At 41.5% G+C, this 21,039-nt stretch carries 20 protein-coding genes; 8 read left to right on the top strand and 12 right to left on the bottom strand.

What is annotated here, in order from left to right; all coding sequences use genetic code 11:
- Positions 1–23: 23 nt before the first annotated feature.
- Both E1160_RS17005 and E1160_RS17000 read left to right on the top strand, forming a co-directional pair.
- On the top strand, positions 24–686 hold the full coding sequence (locus tag E1160_RS17005) for a TRAP transporter small permease (RefSeq protein ID WP_155157416.1): 663 nt from the start codon (positions 24–26) through the stop codon (positions 684–686).
- Complete coding sequence (locus E1160_RS17000; protein WP_155157414.1) at positions 686–2,050, top strand: TRAP transporter large permease; 1,365 nt, start codon at positions 686–688, stop codon at positions 2,048–2,050. The genes E1160_RS17005 and E1160_RS17000 overlap by 1 nt, the downstream gene beginning before the upstream one ends.
- A gap of 43 nt (positions 2,051–2,093) precedes the next feature.
- On the opposite strand, the gene E1160_RS17535 is transcribed toward E1160_RS17000, so the two are convergent.
- Positions 2,094–2,483: a cupin domain-containing protein gene (locus E1160_RS17535; RefSeq protein WP_235914205.1), complete on the bottom strand. Its 390-nt coding sequence runs from the start codon at positions 2,481–2,483 to the stop codon at positions 2,094–2,096.
- Positions 2,484–2,543: 60 nt separating this feature from the next.
- A complete protein-coding gene (locus E1160_RS16990; protein WP_155157412.1) occupies positions 2,544–2,720 on the bottom strand; it encodes a DUF4169 family protein in 177 nt (58 codons plus the stop codon).
- A 95-nt stretch (positions 2,721–2,815) separates the two neighbouring features.
- On the opposite strand from E1160_RS16990, the gene E1160_RS16985 reads away from it, so the two are divergent.
- Complete coding sequence (locus tag E1160_RS16985; RefSeq protein WP_155157410.1) at positions 2,816–5,458, top strand: AsmA family protein; 2,643 nt, start codon at positions 2,816–2,818, stop codon at positions 5,456–5,458.
- Positions 5,459–5,488: 30 nt separating this feature from the next.
- On the opposite strand, the gene E1160_RS16980 is transcribed toward E1160_RS16985, so the two are convergent.
- Both E1160_RS16980 and E1160_RS16975 read right to left on the bottom strand, forming a co-directional pair.
- On the bottom strand, positions 5,489–5,716 hold the full coding sequence (locus E1160_RS16980; RefSeq protein WP_155157408.1) for a ribbon-helix-helix domain-containing protein: 228 nt from the start codon (positions 5,714–5,716) through the stop codon (positions 5,489–5,491).
- Between the two features lie 173 nt (positions 5,717–5,889).
- Entirely contained in the window at positions 5,890–6,606 is a 717-nt protein-coding gene (locus E1160_RS16975) for an alpha/beta family hydrolase (protein ID WP_218048982.1), read from the bottom strand.
- Between the two features lie 200 nt (positions 6,607–6,806).
- On the opposite strand from E1160_RS16975, the gene E1160_RS16970 reads away from it, so the two are divergent.
- Positions 6,807–7,907, top strand: a complete 1,101-nt coding sequence (locus E1160_RS16970; protein WP_328597173.1) for a chemotaxis protein CheW — start codon at positions 6,807–6,809, stop codon at positions 7,905–7,907.
- An 85-nt stretch (positions 7,908–7,992) separates the two neighbouring features.
- Here the strand turns inward: E1160_RS16970 and E1160_RS16965 are convergent, their stop codons facing one another.
- The gene (locus E1160_RS16965; protein WP_155157406.1) at positions 7,993–8,160 is read right to left on the bottom strand and encodes a YdcH family protein; all 168 of its coding nucleotides are present in this window, start codon (positions 8,158–8,160) and stop codon (positions 7,993–7,995) included.
- 363 nt (positions 8,161–8,523) lie between these two features.
- Here E1160_RS16965 and E1160_RS16960 point away from each other — a divergent pair, with 363 nt between their 5' ends.
- The 3 genes from E1160_RS16960 to E1160_RS16950 all read left to right on the top strand — a co-directional run bounded on the left by E1160_RS16960 (position 8,524) and on the right by E1160_RS16950 (position 11,762).
- Positions 8,524–9,096, top strand: coding sequence for a UbiX family flavin prenyltransferase (locus E1160_RS16960; protein WP_155157404.1), 573 nt, complete (start codon positions 8,524–8,526; stop codon positions 9,094–9,096).
- Between the two features lie 159 nt (positions 9,097–9,255).
- Positions 9,256–10,707 (top strand): pyruvate kinase, encoded by a 1,452-nt coding sequence (pyk, locus tag E1160_RS16955; protein ID WP_155157402.1) that lies wholly within the window; start codon positions 9,256–9,258, stop codon positions 10,705–10,707.
- 137 nt (positions 10,708–10,844) lie between these two features.
- Positions 10,845–11,762 carry a bifunctional 5,10-methylenetetrahydrofolate dehydrogenase/5,10-methenyltetrahydrofolate cyclohydrolase gene (locus E1160_RS16950; protein WP_155157400.1) on the top strand — a complete coding sequence of 306 codons (918 nt, stop codon included), beginning with the start codon at positions 10,845–10,847 and terminating at the stop codon, positions 11,760–11,762.
- A 77-nt stretch (positions 11,763–11,839) separates the two neighbouring features.
- Here E1160_RS16950 and glcF read toward each other — a convergent pair whose 3' ends face one another.
- The 6 genes from glcF to E1160_RS17480 all read right to left on the bottom strand — a co-directional run bounded on the left by glcF (position 11,840) and on the right by E1160_RS17480 (position 18,691).
- On the bottom strand, positions 11,840–13,135 hold the full coding sequence (gene glcF, locus E1160_RS16945; RefSeq protein WP_155157398.1) for a glycolate oxidase subunit GlcF: 1,296 nt from the start codon (positions 13,133–13,135) through the stop codon (positions 11,840–11,842).
- Between the two features lie 3 nt (positions 13,136–13,138).
- The gene (gene glcE / locus E1160_RS16940) at positions 13,139–14,407 is read right to left on the bottom strand and encodes a glycolate oxidase subunit GlcE (protein ID WP_155157396.1); all 1,269 of its coding nucleotides are present in this window, start codon (positions 14,405–14,407) and stop codon (positions 13,139–13,141) included.
- Positions 14,408–14,446: 39 nt separating this feature from the next.
- Positions 14,447–15,934, bottom strand: coding sequence for an FAD-linked oxidase C-terminal domain-containing protein (locus tag E1160_RS16935; protein ID WP_155157394.1), 1,488 nt, complete (start codon positions 15,932–15,934; stop codon positions 14,447–14,449).
- 248 nt (positions 15,935–16,182) lie between these two features.
- Positions 16,183–16,308, bottom strand: a complete 126-nt coding sequence (gene ykgO, locus E1160_RS16930) for a type B 50S ribosomal protein L36 (RefSeq protein WP_115936980.1) — start codon at positions 16,306–16,308, stop codon at positions 16,183–16,185.
- A 255-nt stretch (positions 16,309–16,563) separates the two neighbouring features.
- Complete coding sequence (locus E1160_RS16925) at positions 16,564–17,532, bottom strand: class I SAM-dependent methyltransferase (RefSeq protein WP_155157392.1); 969 nt, start codon at positions 17,530–17,532, stop codon at positions 16,564–16,566.
- A gap of 280 nt (positions 17,533–17,812) precedes the next feature.
- Positions 17,813–18,691, bottom strand: a complete 879-nt coding sequence (locus E1160_RS17480) for a LytTR family DNA-binding domain-containing protein (RefSeq protein WP_155157391.1) — start codon at positions 18,689–18,691, stop codon at positions 17,813–17,815.
- A gap of 369 nt (positions 18,692–19,060) precedes the next feature.
- Between E1160_RS17480 and E1160_RS16915 the strand changes: the two genes are divergently transcribed.
- Positions 19,061–19,393 (top strand): hypothetical protein, encoded by a 333-nt coding sequence (locus E1160_RS16915; protein WP_155157389.1) that lies wholly within the window; start codon positions 19,061–19,063, stop codon positions 19,391–19,393.
- A 229-nt stretch (positions 19,394–19,622) separates the two neighbouring features.
- On the opposite strand, the gene E1160_RS16910 is transcribed toward E1160_RS16915, so the two are convergent.
- Positions 19,623–20,945 carry a sensor histidine kinase gene (locus E1160_RS16910; protein WP_218048981.1) on the bottom strand — a complete coding sequence of 441 codons (1,323 nt, stop codon included), beginning with the start codon at positions 20,943–20,945 and terminating at the stop codon, positions 19,623–19,625.
- Between the last annotated feature and the right edge of the window lie 94 nt (positions 20,946–21,039).

Raw genomic sequence — 21,039 nt, 5'->3', positions numbered from 1 at the left:
AAGAACTTTAGGGGGTGGATGATATGTCACATTCGACTTCTCCACAAAATCAAAGCTTTATGGATCGGTTTGAAGAAAACATGATTGCCTTGTTACTAGGCCTCATGACTTTGGTAACCTTCGCCAATGTGGTTGCCAGATATGTTTTCGAATCTAATTTGCTTTGGGCTTTAGAAACCACTGTTTTCATCTTTGCATGGATGGTTTTGTTAGGCGCATCATATGGCGTTAAGAAAACTACTCATATTGGTGTTGATGTTCTTTTGAACATGGTTTCACCGGGCGTACGGAAATTTCTATCTATTTGTGCGGTTTTGGCATGTATTGCTTTTGCACTACTTCTTCTCAAAGGAAGTTGGGACTACTGGTATCCTTTTGTTACCAAACGGGCGTGGCTTGAAACAGATGACGTGCCGATGTTCTGGTTTTTGCGTTTTCTTGAAGATCTGGTGAATGAAGGCGAAGTATATGAAAAAATGCCGCGTTTTATTCCATATTTTGTTTTGCCATTAAGTATGGCTTTACTATCCATTCGCTTCATTATTGCAGGTCTCGAAATTATTAAAGGGACACGTGATGGTGTCATTGCATCTCACGAAGCCGAAGAGTTGTTGGATGAAGTGCATACCTATGGTCAACACGATGATGATCTGATCAAAAAGAATGATGCCGAGGAGAATAAATAATGGAAATGTTGATTTTATTCGGCCTCGTGATCGGTTTGATGGCGATTGGTGTGCCTGTGGCAATATGTCTAGGCCTTTCTAGTGTTATCTTTTTGCTATCTTATTCAGATGCCTCTTTAGCATCAGTTGCACAAACATTATTTTCTGCCTTTGATGGGCACTATACGTTACTTGCGATTCCATTCTTTATTCTTGCAAGTAGCTTCATGTCTACAGGTGGAGTGGCGAAACGTATCATCCGTTTTGCGATTGCTTGTGTGGGCTTTTTTCCAGGCGGTCTGGCCATTGCATCTGTTTTTGCTTGTATGTTATTTGCCGCATTATCTGGTTCTTCACCTGCAACTGTAGTGGCGATTGGATCCATCGTGATCGCCGGTATGCGTCAGGTTGGGTATAGCAAGGAATTTGCTGCTGGTGTCATTTGTAACGCGGGTACTTTAGGTATTCTTATTCCACCGTCCATCGTCATGGTTGTTTATGCTGCTGCGACCGAGGTATCTGTGGGACGTATGTTCCTTGCAGGTGTATTCCCGGGTATTTTGGCAGGATTGATGCTGATGTTTGGTATCTTTGTATGGGCAAAGTATAAAGGCCTTCCTTCGCAACCATTCCCGGGGTGGGGAGAGGTTTTTGCAGCTGCAAAAGATGCTTTCTGGGGCTTGATGCTAATCGTGATTATCCTTGGTGGTATTTATGGTGGTATCTTTACGCCAACAGAAGCCGCAGCTGTCGCGGCAGTTTATGCTTTCTTGGTGGCTAATTTTATCTATCGGGATATGGGGCCGTTTAAGCCTGAGAATAAAGGGCGCGGTAATCCAGTTTTGAAGGTTATCAAAACCTTCTGGCATGTAGACACAAAGCAAACTTTACTGGATGCGGGTAAGCTCACTATCATGTTGATGTTTATCATTGCTAATGCTTTGATTTTGAAACATGTATTGACCGAAGAACGTATTCCACAAATGATCACTGAAGCGATGCTTGGCGCTGGTTTTGGCCCAATCATGTTCTTGATTGTGGTGAATATTATTCTGCTTATTGGTGGTCAATTTATGGAACCATCAGGTCTCTTAATCATTGTTGCACCTTTGGTATTTCCAATTGCTATCGAACTAGGAATCGATCCTATCCATTTGGGGATCATTATGGTTGTGAATATGGAAATCGGTATGATTACACCACCCGTTGGTCTGAATTTGTTCGTGACCGCAGGGGTGGCTCAGATGTCGATGATGAATGTGGTAAAAGCTGCCCTGCCATGGGTGGGTATCATGTTTATCTTCCTGATAATGGTCACGTATATACCAGGAATTTCCACATGGTTACCAACTACAATTATGGGACCAGAGATTATAACGAATTAGCTTTCTTCCTACAGCTATGAAACTAAAAAGGCGCTGAATTTGTTCAGCGCCTTTTCTTTAATTTAGCAATGGAAGAATTAGTTCTCTTCGTAGATGACATAGATCTTTTGGGCATTTTCAATTGTTTCCCAAGTCCCTTCAAAACCAGCGGGTATGATAAAGCTATCGCCAGCTTCGATAAGTGTTTCTTCCCCAGCTGAATTGGTGAGTTTAACTTTGCCAACAAGTAAGGTGCAGAATTCTCTTCTGTATAGCTGATCTTCATTTTGCCAACTTCACCCGTCCAGATACCGGCAGAGAATTTACCAGTAGGATCTGTGTAGTAATTACGGATTGTCTGATCCGGTTTACCGGAAATTACTTTTTCTGCATCTGGCTTATATGCATCTACATCTGCAGCTGCGGTGGAAAATTTTAAAACATTCTTAGACATGTTGGCCTCAATATATTAGAAATGTGATCACATTGTTGATGGAAGCTATGGTGTCATAGATCATTTGTCTAGTTTTTTCCCATCCATTTCACGGTCTCGTTTGATTTTTTCTTTAATTGAGATGTGTTTCTCAGATTTCTTCTGACCAAAATATATACGGTTTTCTTCTGCCTTTTTAGTTTTTTCCAGACGTAGTTTTTGTTTCCGTTTTTGTCTAAGATTGATCACATCAGACATTTTTCTATAGCTCCGAGATTCGATTTAAGGTAGGTAGAATAACAGAAGCAAAAACAGAATGACAAATAAACTTGCTGATGGGACAGGGCGGTAACGTGTTTACCAAAATTAAATCACTTTCACTTTATCTTATTGTAATCGCCATATTTGTCGTTGGGATGGTGGCGTTGTTGCTATTTTTACGCCCTCATCCAGATCAGGTAAAAGAAGCGGTTACGGATCTATTCCAAAAAAGCACGGGATGTTTGATACAAGTTGATTCTGTTCGACCTGATGGCATTCTTCTACCTGCAATCCGCATGAGTGGTGTTCGTCTTTTTGCAGAAGACGGAGAAGAAGTTGCTAAACTTCGCTGGTTACAAGCAGATTTGTCTATTTCCGAGTTGATTGCGGGGGGCGTTGGTTTAAGGAATATCCATCTAGTAGAACCGGAATTACGATTCAGTAGTTTTGAGAAATGCCTAAACAAACTCCATATTCCATCAAAATCCGTTGCCGGCCAATCCGCCCCTGTTGGGATTATTCTGGAAAATAGCAGCGTTAAATGGACGGACAATCCTTTACCTGAAATGCAAAATGTATCTTTCCCTTATATGGAAGGTCAATGGGATGGATTTAAAAATTTAAAACTTTATGGTTACTTACAGAGTTTGACTGACAAAAAGAACTCTCAGCCTGTTCATGTTTCTATGCGTATGGGAAGCGAAATGGTTGAAAGGTTAAGCTTTGACTTTTTGGCAGCTACAGATGGTCCATTGATAAATGCTAATAAGGTTTCTTCATATATCGTTCGACCACAAAAAGGCACGGGGCATTTCAGTTTAAATATTGATAAATCTAGTTGGGTTCCATTTCTATCAAACACACCTTTTGCGCAGGAACCTTTAAAATTAGAGGCGGAACTTAGATTTGACCAAGATGGTATAAAATTTGAAAATCTTGAGGGGGCGATAGGAGAGGAAAGTTTTCAGGGACAGATGGATATGCATATCCAGGCTGGATCTGCATCTTATTTGAATGCGAATTTAAGTTTTGGTGTTCTGGATAAAAATCTGGCTATTTCGAAATCGAACTTAAAAGAAACCATTTCAGGATTTTCAAATTTGGCATCCACACTTGCCATGACACCTTTTGAAATTGATCTTGGACTTACCGCGTCAGGGTTGATCGCTGAGGATGGGGAAATGGCACGCGCACCCAATTTCCATATGATTGCTGGTTTAGGCAGTGTTACTGTAGATCAGTTTAATTTGGGGCTACCGGGCGGTACAGAACTCTCACTGCTTGCAGATTTTATGCCTGATCCTTCAGGGAATGAGGCTTGGTTTACATCCGGAGGTATTTCCCTGCAGTCGAGTAATTTACGTCGTAGTCTTGCATGGCTTGGTTACGATATGTCGACTGTTTCATCCGATGTATGGCGTCAATTTAGTTTAACAACTAACTTTGAAATAGATGCTGAACGTTTAGCCTTTAACGATTTGAACATGCGATTGGATGAATCTTCTGCCAACGGTCGTTTAGATTATTACGAAGATGAAAAAGGGAACGCGGATATATTGCAGCTTGATTTAGATTTTGAGCAACTACATCTGGACGGTTATCTCGGATCGAAATGGGATCTTGAAGATTTCACATCGAATTTAGACTTGCTTCAAACACAGCGAATGAATGTAAACCTTGATCTTTATGCAAATGAATTACATCTGAATGAATATAAACATGATCATTTTTCTTTTAGTCTTAACAAAGATCAGAACGGTTTTGATTTTGAAGTTGAAAATTTCTTGCTGAATGACTTTTCAAGAGGCAGCGTAAATGGTGCGGTAGATTGGAAACAATCACCGGCTCATTTTAGTTATGTGGGAACATATAATGCATGGGACTTAGATAGATTCTTCGATATTCCCAAACATGATTTAGCTTTTTTGATAGGGGATATTGAGCAACAGGAACTGTCTTTGTCATTTTCTGGTGGGGGAAATATGAACAACCTCCAAAAGGAATTTGCAGGTACTCTGGGTGAAGTCTCTTTTAATGGGAATGGCGTCGTTGATATCTCTACTCGTGGTATTCAACTTGATCTGCAGAAATTTGATGCAGCAGATAAAGATACTGAACTTGATAATGTAACTGGTCGATTGTTTCTTGATGGTAATGGCTTAATTTTTGAAGATGTAAGAGGTGAGGTCGGCGCAGGCAAATTCAGTTTAAACTATATTACTCCATCGGATGGGGATGCCCAAAAGTTTGATTTAAGTTTACAAAATATTTGCTACCCGAAACAAACCTATGATTTGAAGAATTGGATTATGATAAATACGTGTATCCATGAAGCCAATTTATCGGGATCTCTTAAAGATGGGATAGCGTTTTCTGGGCATATGGAAGGGCCTATTGAAATTGATATTTTAGTCGATCAGGCCGATATGCCCCGAGGAATTGTTGAAAATTTAGCGGGAAATGTATTAGTTCATTTATCTGCGGAAGAGACGCATTATAAAACAGAAATCACATATAAAGATGAAGAGCTAAACTTCGATCAGTTCCATGTGATTTCTGGCAACGTTCTGGGTGAGGGCCGTATGAATTATCAGCGCCTTACAGATCGTTTGAACTTTGATATAATCTTCCGACAATCAACATTGAAACAAGACGCGTTGGACATGCAGGTACATGGTCCATTGAATGGGTTAAATATGCGTCTTAAAGGAGATTGGTTGAATGAGATAAGATAGGATGGGAATATTTAATATTTATAAAATATTCTAACTCACCTCGAGGTTTAAGGCTTGTGCAAGGACAAAGATACGAATCGCACTTGATAAATTTCCGGAACGATTTTTATCAATTTCCGTGATGAGGTTATTCACAGATTTATTTTGGCCGGTTGCTACAACACGTAATTGCTCCCAGAAAAGATTCTCAAGAGAGATGCTTGTTCTATGGCCGGCAATTACCACTGACCGTTTTTTTATTTCAGCATATTTTTCCAATTTTTTGGTGCCCCCAAAAGAAGTGTGAGTTAACCTTACAACAGGATATCGGAAATCCTGCGGTATTCTGGTGTTTAGTGGGTATGAATGGTTCAACCTTCGGGGGAAACTACACGAATCTTCTTAACAAAAACTTACCAAAAATCGTTTTAATCTGTTTATTTTTTATCAAATCATATTTTTCTAATATAAGTTGAAATTTTCTTTGTTACGGACGATAAATTTTCGTCATGAGTGTACCCACTTTTAACTCTTGGCTTAAAATCATGGTCTCCATCTGGTATCCAAGTAATGGAAATAGGGCCATCTTCATCTCGATTCGGCCAGTGTGGGTTATCTATTTGTAATTGGCTGATTTCTTCCGATTTTCCAAAGGGATCTCGATCTCCCTGCAGGATAAATGTTGGCAATTTAATATTAGTAAAATGGTCAGTTTTCCACTTATCAGTCTTACCAGGTGCATGAAACGGATATCCTAGACAGAAGACCGCTTTTATAGGGAGATTGAATTCGCTGTTCTTTGCTGCGAGAATGGAAGCCATACGTCCACCCATTGACTTTCCAGCAATAAAGATATTGCCCGTAGCCTGCCAATCTTCAACTGCTTGTTGCCATGTCTCAAGACAAATGTTTTCTCTGTTGGGTGGACGCTTTTTTCCATCTTCTCGTCTTTGACGCATGTAAGGAAACTCAAAACGGACAACCCGCAGACCTTCGTGGCTAAGTAAATGAGCGATGTTTTCCATATATTCAGAATCCATGGGCGCACCCGCCCCATGTGCAAAAAGAAAAGTATCTAATTCGGCTTGCTGAGGATCATCGCTGGACATCGGTGAGGGAAGATTCACGAGGTAATCTTGATCATTTATAGAAATTAACGACTTAGTCATAAAAATATCCACTTAAAACTTGATTTTAATTCAGGAAGAAGGCTTAATAATTAAAGTAAGTCAAGGATGTGTTTGCTATTTGGTTTGTATATTCGATTAGATAGATGCTACACTTGATTTCTAGATTTATGTCTTTTCACCTGGAAGAGACAGAATAAAATATCGTACCGAATTTATTTTAGGAATAAGGGGATATCGCCGTGTCTGATATTGCACTTGCAGATTCAAGAGAGTTAGCAATGATTGATGAGGAACAGCTTGTCACCATGACTGTGGATGGCCAAGCATTTGGTATTCCTATTTTAATGGTTCAAGATATTGTCGAACCTGACCAAATCACACCTGTTCCTTTAGCTCCAGGCGCGATTGCTGGTGTGTTAAACCTTCGTGGTCGTATTGTTACGGTGATTGATATGCGTGAACTACTTGGTTCTCGCTCCGTTGATGATAACGAAAAACAAATGAGCGTTACTGTTGAATATAAAGGTGATTTATACACCTTTTTGGTGGACAGTATCGGTGATGTTCGTTCTTTACCGCGTAAAAGTTTCGATAAACCACCTGCTACATTGGATGAAAATTTACGTCGTTTATGTTCCGGTGTTTTCCGTTTGGAAGATGACTTGCTTGTTGTACTTGATGTGGAACGCATGTTGGAAGAAGAAACCATTATGAAAACACCACGGAGAACCCGTAAACGCAGAAAAGTGGTGGTGGAAGAGAAGGTTGCGAACCAAAATGATGGCGATGACGAAGCGGAGGACGCTTCTGTAAAAAAGCCTAAAGGCACTCCCAAGGCTTCTTCAGTAAAAAAAGAAGCGCCAAAGAGTGCCAAGAAATCCACATTAAAACCTAAATCGGATGCAAAACCAAAACCTGCACCGAAATCGACAGTTGCAAAATCTAAACCTGCGCCTTCTGCGCCAGTATCATCTGGTCCTGCCGCCTCTGGGGTGAATGCGGATCATGAACAAAAAGCAATGTTAGCGGTTGAGAAATTTGCTGCACGTGTTGATAGTGATCCGATTTTGAGTGATTTGTTTAAAGATCTTAATGATGCCAAGCTTCTTGATTTATTGGTCAACCTGTTTAACGCCGCCTATGGTAATCCGGGGGCGCCATTGTTAGAATCTGCTTATTTGGCATTCATTAAACAACCAGGCCTTGGTGATGATCATTTTATGTCGGCAGGTACAAATATGCATGCGACATTAATGGATTTACAAACAGAACCTGAGATTGTTGATCGTATTATGTCTGTGATTGATGAGACACGTATTAAGGTACTTGATGTTTCTTAAGTTTACTTTCGATGTTTGATATAAGGAAAGCCGCATCAATAGTTTGATGCGGCTTTTTAATTAATGTTTTTATGATTTTAGGTCACTAGGCATGCGCCATACGCGTCATTTCATCTTTGAGGGTCAATTTTTCATGTTTGATAGTTCGAATGACCTCATCATCCGGCATCGGTCGCGCGTTTTCCATGTCCAGTTTCTTATCTAATTCTTCGTGGCGTGATTTTAGTGTCTGGATACGATCTTGAACGCTCATGAGGTTCTCCCTTCAATGGTTAACAAAAGTCACCAATGAACAGGACCCATGATGCAGGACCTAGACGGCACATATAATAGGTAGATTAGTCTATGGATCGAATAAAACACAGGCACGCCAATTGGATTGAAGCATGCTGCAATGAAATTAATCCATTAATTCGCTAATCGCTTCCCTCCATTTATACGTAGAAGAAATAAATCTTCTGGTGCGCCCTAGGCCAGTAAGGGTCCAGCCCATCTGTGTATATATGATATTTCGTTATTCTTCCCATCTTTTTCAAGGGATGGGGCTTGTTTAATTTTGAAACATCAGGCCTATATGCTACACCTTTCTTGAAAAAAGTCGAGGTCAAAGTCTGTAATGAATGAGAACAAAAAAATTATCGTTGGTATATCAGGTGCTTCCGGTGTGATTTATGGTATTCGCCTTTTGGAAACTTTACGCGAATTAGGGGTGGAGACGCATCTTATTCTCTCAAAAGCTGCGGAAATGACTTTGGCATATGAAACGGATATAACACCCAAGGAACTTCGTGGGCTGGCTGATAAATCTTATCCGATCGCAGATTTAGGAGCTGCATGTTCAAGCGGTAGTTTTCCTACTTCAGGGATGATTGTAGCACCATGTTCTATGAAGTCTTTGGCAGAGATCGCGACCGGAGTTACCTCTTCTTTGTTAACAAGGGCAGCAGATGTAGTTTTGAAGGAACGCCGCCGTTTGGTGTTAATGGCGCGTGAAACACCACTAACAAATGTTCATCTGCAAAACATGCTGACGGTGTCTCAGATGGGTGGTGTTATTGCACCGCCTGTTCCAGCATTTTATACCAAGCCCGAAAGTTTGGACGACATGGTGGATCATTCTATAGGTCGTATTCTTGATCTATTTGATATAGATACAGGTAAGGTAAAGCGCTGGCGAACAGATGATTAAACTTTAACGTCGTCATTTTTTATACAGAAGTCTTTCATATTAAAGTCATTTTTGGCTTATAGTCTTTTCCTTCGAGATAAATCCGTCTATAAAGGGCGGTGAGGCGAAAAATTTGGTGGTATATTCTAACGGATAGATCACCTAGCAGAAGGATCAGATATGTCTGTTACCCGCGAACATCGCACGAAAATTGTTGCCACATTAGGCCCCTCCAGTTCAACAGAAGCACAAATAGAAGAACTCTTCATGAATGGCGTTGATGTGTTTCGCCTGAATTTCAGTCATGGCGAGTATGAAGAGCATCAAGCACGTTATGATGCGATCCGTGCTGTTGAAAATAAAACGGCACGCCCAATTGCGATTATGATGGATTTACAGGGGCCAAAACTACGTGTTGGGACTTTTGCAGATGATAGTATCCAATTGGAAATGGGAGATGCCTTCCGGCTTGATCTGGATAAAACGCCGGGGGACCAGAAACGTGTATGCCTTCCGCATCCTGAAATTTTTGCAGCCTTGAAGCCAGATACAGATCTATTATTGGATGATGGACGTTTACGTTTACGTGTTCAGGAATGTGGCGAAGATTACGCTGAAACCATCGTGGCTGTCGGTGGTCCGCTTTCCAATCGCAAGGGGGTAAATGTACCAGGAGTTATCCTACCACTTTCTCCCCTGACAGAGAAAGATCGCAAAGATTTAGAATTTGGTTTGGAAATGGGCGTTGATTGGGTTGCGTTAAGTTTTGTACAGCGCCCAGAAGATATTATTGAGGCCAAAAAACTGATTCAGGATCGTGCAACCGTTGTGGCTAAATTGGAAAAACCATCTGCTATTGATTATCTGGAAGAAATCGTCGAAGCAACAGACGGCGTTATGGTTGCTCGTGGTGATTTAGGTGTAGAAATGCCGCCGGAAGACGTTCCGATTTTGCAAACACGTATTGTGAAATCTTGTCGAAAAGCGGGCAAGCCCGTAATCGTAGCAACACAGATGTTGGATTCTATGGTGGAGCGTCCGGTCCCAACCCGTGCAGAAGCAACAGATGTGGCGAATGCGGTAAAAGAAGGGGCGGATGCTGTAATGTTATCAGCTGAAACCGCTGCAGGTGCTTATCCTGTAGAAGCTGTTAAAATGATGAATCGCATTATCTTACGTTGCCAGCAAGAAGATAGTTATTGGCGCTTTCTTTCTGAAGATCAGCCAGAACTTGAATCAACAACACCGGATGCGATTTCTGCGGCTGTTTATCAAGTCGCTGGAACAATCGGTGCAAAAGCAATTGCAACATATACTAATTCCGGGTCAACGACCCTACGGGTGTCTCGTCAGCGGCCAAAGGCACCAATTATCTGTCTCACACCACGTGATGATACAGCGCGTCGAATGGCGCTTGTCTGGGGCGTGCATTCTACCCGTGCACCGGACGCACGTAGCATGGAAGATATGATCGAAACAGCCGTACATCAGGCACGTATCGACGGTTTTGTCGAAACGAATGATCGTATTGTGATTACTGCAGGCCTTCCATTCGGTACGCCGGGTAAAACCAACATCTTGCGGATTGCACGTATTCAACCAAAAAATCAATTACATGAGACAAGCTTGTAAGCAATTTTCTGTTAACGGCAAAGTTAATTTATGAGACGTCGCAAATAGGATTGGACGAGGGGGGGAATTATGCTCTTCTTCGGCTCGGGAAAATATAAAAGTAAATCCAAAGTAACTCAATTAAGGGGTCAAAAGACATGGGTGAAAGAGATCTTCGCGGAAAGCCGATTGCAGACGGTATCTTGGAACAAGTCCGCAAAGAAGCAGAAGAAATGAGTGAGCAGGGCTGGTCCCCTAAACTTGTTTCTATCACGGTGGGTGACGTGGAAGCCGTGGACGTATATGTGCGTAACCAACGCCGTACAGCAGAACGTGCTGGTATCGAATTTCAGGAGCGTCATTTCCCGGGTGATGTGACACAAGATGAGCTTCGTACAGCGATTTCTGCGATGAATGTGGATCCACGTATCACGGGGATTATCATTCAGCGTCCGGTGCCGGAACAAATTTCCGTAAAAGCATTACAAACAGCTATCCATCCATTTAAAGACGTGGAGGGAATGCATCCAACGTCGATTGGTAACATCGTTTATAGTGATACTGAGATTGCCCCTTGTACGGCGGCCGCATCGGTTGAGATGTTAAAAGCCACAGGAATGTCTTTGGAAGGCATGGAAGTTGTTGTTATTGGACATTCTGAAATTGTTGGTAAACCGATTGCCTTCTTGTTGATGGCGGAAGGGGCAACTGTAACAGTATGTCATCATATGACGAGGTCTGTCCAAATTCATTCGCGACGTGCAGATGCGATCTTGGTTGCAGTTGGTAAGCCGCGTTTAATTACAGGGGATATGATCAAACCGGGTGCAGCGGTTATTGATATTGGTATCAACGCTATTGAAGAAGATGGTGTCGAGAAACTCGTTGGTGATGTTGACTATGAAACTGCAAGTGAAGTGGCAGGTTGGATTACACCTGTGCCAGGTGGTGTCGGTCCTGTGACTGTCTCTATTCTGATGCGCAACACGATGGCAGCGCTTCGTCGTCAAAAAGAAGCTTATGATAAGCAATTCGCAGAACAACAAGATAAAGTTGTTGCGACGCCTAGTGAATAGAGCTTACTAAATAAAGATAACGAAAAGGCCTGAAAGTGAGATTCTTTCAGGCTTTTTATTTAAAAAACTGTCTTCTCTTATTGTTGAGATAAAGCCGACGGTTTGGGACCGCCATTTGCCCAATCTAGTAATTCAACCGTGTGAACGACGGGGACATTGGCAGCAGACCCGATTTGCGTCATACAACCGATATTACCAGCGGCGATCACTTCAGGTTCCGTCGCTTGAATATTTTTAAGCTTTCGATCTTTTAACTGATTCGCAATTTCCGGCTGCATTAGATTATAAGTACCTGCGGACCCACAGCATAGATGTGACTCGTTTGGTGTTGTCACTTTAAAACCAGCTTGTTCAAGTAAAACCTTTGGTGTGGATGTGATCTTTTGCCCATGTTGAAGGGAACAAGCAGAATGATAAGTTACCCGTAATTCTTCGGGTGCCTTTACGTCATCTGCTATATCAAGTTCAGCCAGATATTCGGTTATATCTTTCGCGAGTTCAGAAACTTTAGTTGCCTTTTCAGCATATTTCTCGTCATTTCGGAACATGAAGCCGTAATCTTTAACAGTTGTGCCACAACCTGATGCGTTAATAACGATTGCATCTAAGCCTTCACCATCAACCTCATTCATCCAAGCGTTAATATTTGCTGCTGCTTGGTGATGCGATTTATCTTCATCGCCCATATGATGTACTAAGGCTCCGCAGCATCCGGCTCCTTTAGCAACCACGACTTCCACACCTAAACGGGTTAGAAGACGAATGGTCGCTTCATTGATATCTGTATTGAGGACTTTTTGCGCGCAGCCATTCATCAAAACAACACGGCCACGTTTCTTTTTCTCAGCCTTAAAACTTTGCGGTTTGTCATATTGCGACGGTGGCAAAATACGACTTGGGGCCATTTTTACCAAACCCTTTAAGCGCCCCGGCATAAAGCCGGCAAAAGGTTTAGCGAAGAAAGCCCCCACCAATGCGATGCGAAATAAGCCGGGATTTGGCAAAACGATTTTTAATATCTGACGCAACATACGTTCAGGTAAAGGGCGCGTATGGGTTTGCTCAATATAGGCACGTGCATGATCCACCAAATGCATGTAATGAACACCAGATGGGCAGGTCGTCATACATGACAAACAGGATAAACAGCGATCAATATGTTTTGTAACTTGCGGGGATGCCGGACGTTCATTTTCCAACATATCCTTGATTTGATAGATACGACCGCGCGGTGAATCTAGTTCATCCCCTAACAGGGTATAAGTTGGACAGGTTGCGGTGCAAAAACCACAATGAACACATTTGCGCAGGATGCTTTCCGCTTCTTTGATTCCAGGATTTGCGAGCTGCTGGATAGAGAAATTTGTTTGCATGTCTTATCCCTCCCGCTTTTGATGGGTAGAATACATTCGAGCAGTATTTAATATGCCGAGTGGATCAAACTGATCTTTGATACGTTTGGACAATGCAGCTAGAGATGCTGCTTGAGGATGAAATACTTCATGTTCTATACGAAGTTCATGTGAGCCACGGATAAGTGTTGCATGACCTCCCAATTTATTAACTTCATTACGGATAATATCGGCACTTCCGATTTTAGGTGCATCTACAGCAATCCAGACCAAACCGCCAGCCCAATCCATAAAGAAATCGGGATTATTTAAACCGGATAAAGCATCAATCAACTTAGCACCATCTGTCGGCGCAACTGAAGCTTTCCAGATGACCCGTTCATCAATAGACTTGGCAAAAGGAATAACATCCCGAATTTCTCGCCAGAAAACTTCACTATTTTCCTCGTGAAGTTCTTCTATTTTGCCATGTTCGGCGAACATATCGCGTAAAGATTTTAAACGTGTTTTAACTGATGGTTCAGGCCCTTCCAGTCGGCAGGCTGCAATGTTTTTGTCCGCCAAACGCAAAACGTCTATAGTAGAATGTTTTGCAAGATTATCAGGTAACCATGCCGCACCAGAAACATCATAGGATGTCTGCATGGCCTGAGACATGATTTGACTGGCAAGATGATGGTCTACATCTGTAATCAAAATTGTACGACTGGTTTCGGGTTTTGGGAGTACCTTAAATGTGGTTTCATGCATTGCACCAAGCGTTCCCCATGACCCGGCCATTAGCTTGCTGAGGTCATATCCCGTTACATTCTTCATGACTTGCCCACCGGATTTATAAGCCTCCCCACGACCAGAAATTGCTTGGAAACCCAGCAAATGGTCCCGTGCCGATCCGGCAGAAATGCGACGTGGACCTGCCAGATTACAGGCAAAGATACCACCGATCGTCGATTTCATCGCGTCGTCAGGAGATAATCCAAGCAAAGCAGAATAATCCATCGGTTCAAAAGCGAGCATCTGATTTGTTTTTGAGAGGGCAGCTTGAACTTCTTTTATAGTTGTTGCAGCGCCGGTACGCATGATGAGTTCGGCAGATTCATATTCACGAATACCAGCAAAAGAGGTCATGGAAAGTTTTGCTTCACATATACCTTCCGTCGGGCGACCAAGATTTGCTTTACTATTCCCACCTTGAAGGTAAAGCGATTTCCGTTCGGAAATTGCCCAAGTTATTGCTTCTTTTAACTGAGCTTCATCGGAAGGTTGAAAGGTTGTGATTTCATTTTGAGACACGGAAATTACCTTATCTTCATTAAGATTATCAGTTAAAGATCAGAAACGTGGAATATCCGGGAAAGGGATTTTCCCTTTATGAATATGCATTCGTCCCATTTCCGCACAACGATGCAATGTCGGGAATACCTTACCGGGATTCAGTAGATGATCTGGATCGAATGCGCATTTAACGCGTTGCTGCTGTTTCAGGTCATCTTCAGTAAACATTTCACCCATCAGATCACGTTTCTCAACACCAACACCATGTTCACCTGTTAATACTCCGCCAACTTTGACGCAAAGCTTCAAAATATCAGCTCCAAAATCTTCGGCTTTTTCCAATTCACCGGGTTTATTTGCATCATACATGATCAAGGGATGAAGGTTTCCATCACCTGCATGGAAAACATTGGCGACACCAAGACCATACTGTTCAGATAATTCACGCATACCACTCAAGACGGTTGAAATCTGGCTGCGTGGGATTGTGCCATCCATACAATAGTAATCAGGTGAAATCCGCCCGACAGCAGGGAAGGCGGCCTTGCGCCCTGCCCAGAAGTTCATACGTTCTTCTTCATTTTGTGAAATTCGCAGATAAGTCGATCCGTTTGCCTGTGCAATCTCGTTTACCTTTTCTATAAGGTGGTCGACTTCAACTTCTGGCCCATCCAGTTCGACAATCAGTAAGGCGCCTGCATCGCGCGGATACCCCGCATTTACAAAATCCTCAGCCGCGTTGATGGCAGGGCTATCCATCATCTCCATGCCGCCGGGGATGATACCTGCACCAATAATGGCTGCAACACATTCCCCTGCGGCTTCTGGTGTCTCAAAGCCTAATAATAATGCACGGGCCGTATCGGGTGCTTTAAGGAGGCGCACTGTTACTTCTGTCACAACGCCTAACAAGCCTTCTGAGCCTGTCATAAGACCAAGAAGATCATATCCTTCAGATTCAAGATGTTTACCGCCAACGCGAATGATCTCACCTTCGATCGTGACAAATTCAATGCCTAGAAGATTGTTTGTTGTTAGGCCGTATTTCAAACTGTGCACACCACCGGAATTTTCAGCTACATTCCCACCGATCGTGCATGCGATCTGACTAGATGGGTCAGGGGCATAATAAAATCCATCGGCCATTACGGCATGCGTGATTCCCAGATTGGTGACCCCTGGCTGTACACGGGCGCAGCGATTATCATAATCTATTTCCAAGATTTTCTTGAATTTACCTAACCCCAATATGATGCCATCAGCTAAGGGCAATGCACCGCCTGATAATGAGGTCCCTGCGCCACGTGGTACAACTTTGATACCTTCTTTGCCGCAATATTGCATGACCGCAGCAACTTGTTCCACTGTTTCTGGTAAAACAACGATTAAAGGTAATGTTTGATAGGCTGTTAGGCCATCTGATTCATATGGACGAAGTTCTGCTTCATCCACAATAACGCCTTCGCCTGGTACGATTGCACGCAATGCATCAGCAATTTCTTGTCTTCGATTTATGATCCCGATTTCGGGTTCTGGCATTTTCATGCGATCTGCCTTCCCGTAACAATTTAATTCATTACTTTTGTTATGGCGAATGCAGCAGAGAAGGTCAATTATCAGATTGGTAAAAAGACTGTTTAAAAATATTTAAAATAATCTAGATCAATAGACTTAAAATATTTTGAAATAGAATATATGAATTATAAGCAAATAAAAACCGCGCTGTGACAAATGCCAGAGCGCGGTTTTTAAAAACTTGCAATCAAAACTGACCACACAGATTAAAGTATCAATTAACCTTGACGAGCTTTAAAACGTGGGTTTGTTTTGTTGATCACGTAAACACGACCTTTGCGGCGGATTACGCGGCAGTTCTTGTCACGCTTTTTAAGCGTTTTAAGAGAGCTTGCTACTTTCATTGCTTTTCTCCTGCATGCAGCCGGCCATTTTCAAGCGGCCGCGCGGGTTCTACTAAAATTGCTGGCGGAAAATAGGGAGATGAGATCAGTTTGTCAACTGTCTTCCCAATCTTTGTCAGCAAATTTGACGATAAAATTCAAAACTGCGCGTTAGGTATAGGATATGGACCGTGATTGCAAGGGCTAACTGAGTTAAAACCGAATATAAACAGAAAGATATTTGATCTGGGTAGTTTTAAATCCAAAATATGGAATTTAAAGAATACTTTCGCCACCTTTTGTCGCATGAACACGTAAGAATCGGACTTCGCCACTTTCCATTGCACGGATCAACCGGAGCCAAGATTGTGCTTCTTCCATTAACTGATTCACAATGTCTCGCGTTAGGTCTTCTTTTGTTAATGTGCCGACATAGTCAGCCCATGCTGTTAAGGCTTGAATACGATATTCATCTGTACGATCTTCGTGAACGTGAAGATTCATACGCAACTTTACGACATTTCGTTTGTATTCATCCATGCTCCAAAGCATTGGTTTTTCTTTAAAACCATCTAACCATTTGGCAACATCAGGATTATCCGGTGACGACTGCGATTTTAATGCAAAATCTGTCATCATGAAATGTCCGCTTGGTTTTAATGCGTCATAAATTTGCTTTAAGACCAAGTCTTTACGTTTATAAAGATAATTGGATTCCCGCATGATAATAGCATCATAACGAGCGTCTTTTAGCCCCATTTTTTCTGGATTAAAGCTGCTGATAGGTGCACGTCGGTCCATGCCATATTTTACAGAAAGCTCATTAGCTTTTTCTGCAAGATCGGCATCATATTCCAGACCTTCGATCCAAACACCAAATTCTTTGGCAAGGGCGCGTGTGCCACCACCGAGACTAGCTGCCAAATCTAAAACTGTTTTTGTGGAATCCAATGCCATTGGCTTGGCAAGCATTAAGGTATAATCTAAACCACCGGGTGTAATGATCTCATCTTGATCTTCTCCACCCCATAATCGTGTTAGAAAATCAATACGATCAGGATTCCAATATTCTTTAGGCTCTTCTGGTTCGGGGTCAATATGAATTGCTTCCGGTTTCTCTTCGATGACAACGTCATCATCGTTGTCTTCGATAAGATCTTCCGGGTCCACGCCAATCCACCACGCGTGAAAACGCGTGCGGAAAGGAATTTTCGGCTTTTCATCTACTTCTTCAGAATTCGCCATTGCTCTTTCTCAATAAAGTCTTTGCCCCATGAACACTCAAAAATTTTGGCCCTTATTCGTTAAAGGACATCCTATTTGTATCAAAACGCCCTAAAATGCAACTGAATGATTCTTTGCAAATAGAGCATAAACCCATCTATACGTTATAAAAAATCATCTCTGTTGCCAAGGTTTCTTAGCGTAAAGATGAAAATTAAATGTGAAATTGATAGAAAATATAATGAAATATTGTTTTTCGTCTCTTTGTAATATTGATAAGGCAAAAATATTTGCGAATCAATTAATCAGTTTTTATCCATCCAGATTGATCTACCAATGCTTTGCTGGATCGTGAAACGGGTATCACATCATCATTTGTTAATCTAATTTGATAGGATCGGTTTTGAGGTTCTATTTTTACAATACCATTAGGATGAACCCAGAAGGATCTGTGAATTTGTTTTCCTGCTGAGTTAAGTTGCTCCATCTCACGCACAGCATCACTAAAGCGATACAAAATCATATCTTCACCAAGTTTTGTAACGACACGAATATAATGCTGCTCTGCTGCGATGAGATAAATGTCAGATCCAAGTGTTTTCTTACTTAAGCTCAGAAAAGTCGGCTTCTTTGTTGTATTTTCAAATTGTGTTTTTATTCCGGGATCGTTCGTCTCTGTTTGATTTGCCTCATTTACATGATCCTTAGGGGATCGCGAAGTATCTTTTCTTTCCTGACGTGTTTTATACCAGTGATAATTTGCAAGTACCCAGATAACGGTCACAATTGCGGTGACTTTTAAGTATCTCGTAAAGATGAATTGTTCATATAGATCAATATTCATCACAGATAAATTACGTTCAAGGCCGCCTAATTCCAATGTGGCTATCAGCCATGGGATTAAAAAAGAGAGTGGAAAACTCGCAATGAAAGCAGAAAGTGCGAGCAATATACTTAAGGGTAATTTGAAATACTGGAGACAATATTTTTCATGAGCATCCAGAATGATTACGGTCACTGGTAGAGTAAATGTCCAGATGATGATCGCAAAGACAAAAGGACGGAGTAAGTCTCTGAATTCTGCTGATGTTCCGTTACTGGGTTGAATGAACTCTGTAACAGAAAAGATGAGACCAATTCCAAGAGCACTGAATAAATGATGGTGTAAAGCTTTTTGCACAGAAGGTATTCCATATGATCAATCTGAATGGCAGGTGAAGTTTAACAGTTACATTTTTGATACTGCAAGTTTTTCTCGTGTTCATTTAGGAAGGTATATCCGTAAAATCAAGATGTCATCTCATGCAGCACGAATGGGTAAGTATTTGAAAAGTATATATAATGGATGGAACGTTTTTATATGAAGTCACCATCAAGAAATACTCTGTCCAATTGGAGTAACTTTCATCGTCACCAAAGCGATTGGGAACTAGATATGTCTTATCGAAAGAGAAGATAAGACGCCTGAAGCTGAAAAGTGAATGTAATTCTACATTTCCTCCATCCCTCAGTCTCAGCTTCAGGTGTCTTCTGGATAAGGATTAAAGACATGCCACCAATTAGCGGATTTGAAATTTATTCGAAGGTTAGCAATTATAAAGCCTTGAGATCACCTTTGGTATCTGCAGAAAATATTTTAGTTGATACTGGTTTTAGTTCTCATATGTCTGAACATGAAAAGAAAGAAAAACATCTTTCTTATAACGCATATACAGCTGTTTCACATTTGTCGGATACGTCAGATTATACCAAAGAAGACGAAAATAGTACTGCCGAGGAGCTGGCTGAAATTTATAGCCAGGCAGCTTATCGGGATAACGCAATAACAGTGATCTCTTTAGCGAATAATAAACCGGGAAACCAAGTCGATCTCATAGCTTAGAAAATATAGTATAACTCATGATTCAGGAGGCTTAGTATGGCAATAGATAGTTTAACGTATATCCATCCAGAGGTGCGTCGCTATCAACGGCGAAGCAAAGTTGCATCTCTCATAGGGCTTAGCATTTCAGTTTCATTGTTAGGACTTATGCTAATTCTTGCCATAAATACGTGAAATTAAACAATTGAAAAAGTAAAATTTCTTTCTCTAATAACTTAAGCTCTATTTTTTAGAGCTTATTTTTTTGTTTAACACGTGAAGCTGGTAATGTGACCGTAGCTTTTGTACCATTGTTTATCCAGCTCTCTACTTTAAATTCACCTTCATGAATGTGGGTTAACATTTGAACAAGAGGCAATCCTAAGCCAGTCCCTTCATGATCACGAGCGTAACTGGATTGCACCTGACCAAATTTTGAGAGAGCGATAGGAATTTCATGTTCTGCCATGCCAATGCCATGATCTTCGATGGAGATATCTAGGCTACCACTATGTTGTACAGTAACATGAATAATCACCTGACCATTTTCATTAGAGAATTTAATCGCGTTAGATAGCAAATTCGTAATGATTTGTTTTAGTCGGGTTGGGTCGCCATAAACATTTGGAATAGAAGATAAGTTTGTTGGATTAGTTGTAATGCTTATATTTTGATTTTCTGCCGCTAAAGAAAGCATTGTTCGACAATCTCTGATTAGATATTCCAAATCAACCAGTTCTTCATGAATTTGAAGGCTGTCTGCTTCGATTTTGGCCATATCCAGAATATCATTAATGACTTGTAACAAATGATGTCCAGCGGTGTGAATATCATGAGCATATTCATTATGCTTCTGCTTTTCTTCTGATGATGGAGCAGGATTAGATTTTATTACTTCTGCAAAGCCGATAATTGCGTTGAGTGGTGTGCGTAATTCATGACTCATATTCGCAAGAAAGTCGGATTTTGCACGATCTGCTTTTTCAGCTTCATTCTTTGCATCGATAAGTTGGTCAATGACAGGACGAAAAATTTTCCTGTTGCTTAAACTTGCAAGTATGACAAGGAAAATCGCGATGACGGAAATACCTGCTGCGGCCTTAAGAAATGGGGCTTGTACTTCTGATAAGTCAATTTTAGTCACAATCCCCAAATTCAGTTCATCTATAGGCTCGTAAGCTGCGAGTATTGCAGTGCCCTTGAAGTCATGTGTCGATTCAGCACCAGACATACCTTTAATAGCTTTGCTAATTGGACCATTCAGATGGTCAGCTAATGGTTTGGGAGTCGGTAATGGTCCTGCTAATCTCATTAGGAACTGGATTTTATCTCCTTCAATTTTTGCAATCAGGACATCTAATGTCCCATCTTGACGAATACTCGTCATATTCGCATCAATTACCTGGGAGATCGTGGCTTCTATTGGTCCGCCAACATGATCGTGTTGGCTATATCTTTTATCAAAACGTGCAACAGCATTGATCAGGCGAGCTTGGTTTTTTGCCATTTGAGAAAGGTCGTGAAGTTTCTCTTCATAGGCGGTGCTATATAACCAAATTAACGCAATCATCATGAGCACGGCTGCAAGTGATGCCGTAAGCGCATTCAAAATGTTTATGCGTTTATAAATCGTCATAAGGCAAAAGGTTCAGACTGTCAGTGTTAAG

Origin of the sequence: Curvivirga aplysinae (assembly GCF_009711445.1) — a bacterium.
Classification (GTDB): domain Bacteria; phylum Pseudomonadota; class Alphaproteobacteria; order UBA8366; family Aestuariispiraceae; genus Curvivirga; species Curvivirga aplysinae.
The sequence above is the reverse complement of the archived record's forward strand: the minus strand, read 5'-3'. Positions and strand labels throughout refer to the sequence as shown.

Bases quoted from the DNA above. Each gene is read 5' to 3' on its own strand.
- E1160_RS16935 (WP_155157394.1), bottom strand. From the start codon at position 15,934: ATGAAAATGCCAGAACCCGAAATCGGGATCATAAATCGAAGACAAGAA.
- E1160_RS16925 (WP_155157392.1), bottom strand. From the start codon at position 17,532: ATGGCGAATTCTGAAGAAGTAGATGAAAAGCCGAAAATTCCTTTCCGC.
- E1160_RS16975 (WP_218048982.1), bottom strand. From the start codon at position 6,606: ATGACTAAGTCGTTAATTTCTATAAATGATCAAGATTACCTCGTGAAT.
- E1160_RS17535 (WP_235914205.1), bottom strand. From the start codon at position 2,483: ATGTCTAAGAATGTTTTAAAATTTTCCACCGCAGCTGCAGATGTAGAT.
- E1160_RS17005 (WP_155157416.1), top strand. From the start codon at position 24: ATGTCACATTCGACTTCTCCACAAAATCAAAGCTTTATGGATCGGTTT.
- E1160_RS17000 (WP_155157414.1), top strand. From the start codon at position 686: ATGGAAATGTTGATTTTATTCGGCCTCGTGATCGGTTTGATGGCGATT.
- glcF (WP_155157398.1), bottom strand. From the start codon at position 13,135: ATGCAAACAAATTTCTCTATCCAGCAGCTCGCAAATCCTGGAATCAAA.
- E1160_RS16950 (WP_155157400.1), top strand. From the start codon at position 10,845: ATGGGTGAAAGAGATCTTCGCGGAAAGCCGATTGCAGACGGTATCTTG.
- E1160_RS16965 (WP_155157406.1), bottom strand. From the start codon at position 8,160: ATGAGCGTTCAAGATCGTATCCAGACACTAAAATCACGCCACGAAGAA.
- E1160_RS16915 (WP_155157389.1), top strand. From the start codon at position 19,061: ATGCCACCAATTAGCGGATTTGAAATTTATTCGAAGGTTAGCAATTAT.
- E1160_RS16990 (WP_155157412.1), bottom strand. From the start codon at position 2,720: ATGTCTGATGTGATCAATCTTAGACAAAAACGGAAACAAAAACTACGT.
- pyk (WP_155157402.1), top strand. From the start codon at position 9,256: ATGTCTGTTACCCGCGAACATCGCACGAAAATTGTTGCCACATTAGGC.
- ykgO (WP_115936980.1), bottom strand. From the start codon at position 16,308: ATGAAAGTAGCAAGCTCTCTTAAAACGCTTAAAAAGCGTGACAAGAAC.
- E1160_RS16960 (WP_155157404.1), top strand. From the start codon at position 8,524: ATGAATGAGAACAAAAAAATTATCGTTGGTATATCAGGTGCTTCCGGT.
- E1160_RS16910 (WP_218048981.1), bottom strand. From the start codon at position 20,945: ATGATGATTGCGTTAATTTGGTTATATAGCACCGCCTATGAAGAGAAA.